The organism is Salipiger sp. D13 (assembly GCF_003703915.1).
Classification (GTDB): Bacteria; Pseudomonadota; Alphaproteobacteria; order Rhodobacterales; family Rhodobacteraceae; genus Salipiger; species Salipiger profundus.
In genome coordinates this window covers 1-1,233 of the sequence record NZ_RAPJ01000104.1, presented here as the reverse complement: position 1 = coordinate 1,233, position 1,233 = coordinate 1, and the positions used below count along the sequence as shown (strand labels likewise).

General features: G+C 65.8%; 3 protein-coding genes. 1 reads left to right on the top strand and 2 read right to left on the bottom strand.

Annotated features, from left to right (window positions below):
- Nucleotides 1-239 (bottom strand): NlpC/P60 family protein (locus D6860_RS25105; protein ID WP_164845672.1); only part of this gene is annotated, 239 nt, incomplete at its 3' end.
- A 74-nt stretch (nucleotides 240-313) separates the two neighbouring features.
- On the opposite strand from D6860_RS25105, the gene D6860_RS25100 reads away from it, so the two are divergent.
- A complete protein-coding gene (locus D6860_RS25100; protein ID WP_076621999.1) occupies nucleotides 314-673 on the top strand; it encodes a hypothetical protein in 360 nt (119 codons plus the stop codon).
- Nucleotides 674-792: 119 nt separating this feature from the next.
- Here D6860_RS25100 and D6860_RS25095 read toward each other — a convergent pair.
- The coding region (locus D6860_RS25095; protein ID WP_128549332.1) for a hypothetical protein at nucleotides 793-1,233 on the bottom strand (441 nt) is incomplete at its 5' end.

Here is a 1,233-nt window from a genome sequence, read left to right as displayed (position 1 = left end):
ACGTCGAAGGCCTCGGGCCGCGCCACCTGCACCCAGTCCCCGCCGATCACGGCCGTGCCGATCAGCGCCTCGATCTCCGCCTCTTCCAATGCGCAGGCGCGCGCGGGCGCGTAGGCCGGCAGGTCGATCCCGAGCTGCTCGCGGTAGACAAGGCGCACAAGCCCCCAGCAGTCGCAGCCGTCGCGCTCCCGCCCGAAAGCGACATGCGGCAGGCCGATGTAGGCGTTGGACCAGCTCATGAGGAAAGCCCTTGCGCAGCCAGCGGTCGAGGCGTCGAATGGGGCGCATCGATAATAACAAGAGGATTATTCGAATGGGCCATACCTGGCGCAGTATCCGTGGAGCAAAGGTGGTGGACGGCGACGAGGCCATTCATCTGGAGGTCACCACGGCCGACGGTCGAGACCGCGACGTCGAGATCGCGCCCGAACTCGTCACGCAGCTGGTGGCTGAACTGCTCAGCGCAAGATCGAAGGCCATCGTAAAGAGTTCGGGTCCTCGGGAAGCCCGAGATCCTTCCCGCATGCAGGATCCGATCCTGGCGCAGGAACTCAGGCAAACCGACTATATCGACCGCGGCCGTTCCCTGATCCAGATCATCCTGTCCGGGGGCGGTGTGATCGAGGCTTTGATCCCGCTCGGTCGCAACCATCAGCAGGAGATTCGGGGCTGAGCGTCCCGCACGGTTCGAACGACGTTCCGTACTGCCAAAGCAACTGCGCCGTGACGAACTCTGGATCGTCCGCCGTTTGCGTATAGCCCTGCGGTTCAACAGGCATTTGAACACTCCATTCATCGGTGAAGCCCCGGAAAGCGGTCTCGGGTCATGCGGTCCATGGGGGCGTATTCCTCCTCGATCGGCTGGCGGGACATGGAGATCGAGACCTCGGCGGCGTCGCCCTCGGCCGAGATCATCTTGTGATGGCGGAACTCCACCTCGACCACGTCGGGGGTCGAGGCGAGCACCACCGCCATGTGCACGGTCGCGCGGGTGCGGATCGCGCGGAGTTGGGCGGCGATCTCGTTGGTGACATTCTCGAGCACGATGGTCGCGGCGGCCGGCGCGTCCTCCTGGTCGCCGGGGATCTCGGCCGAGGCGAGCACGAACAGGTAGGGCTCCGTGGCCGGGTCCGCGCCCATCCAGGCCGAGCGCGTGCCGTAGATCAGCGGGTCGGTCGAGAGCCGCGTGGTGGGATCCGTCGACAGCAGGATCGGCTGCGCCAGCGAGGCATG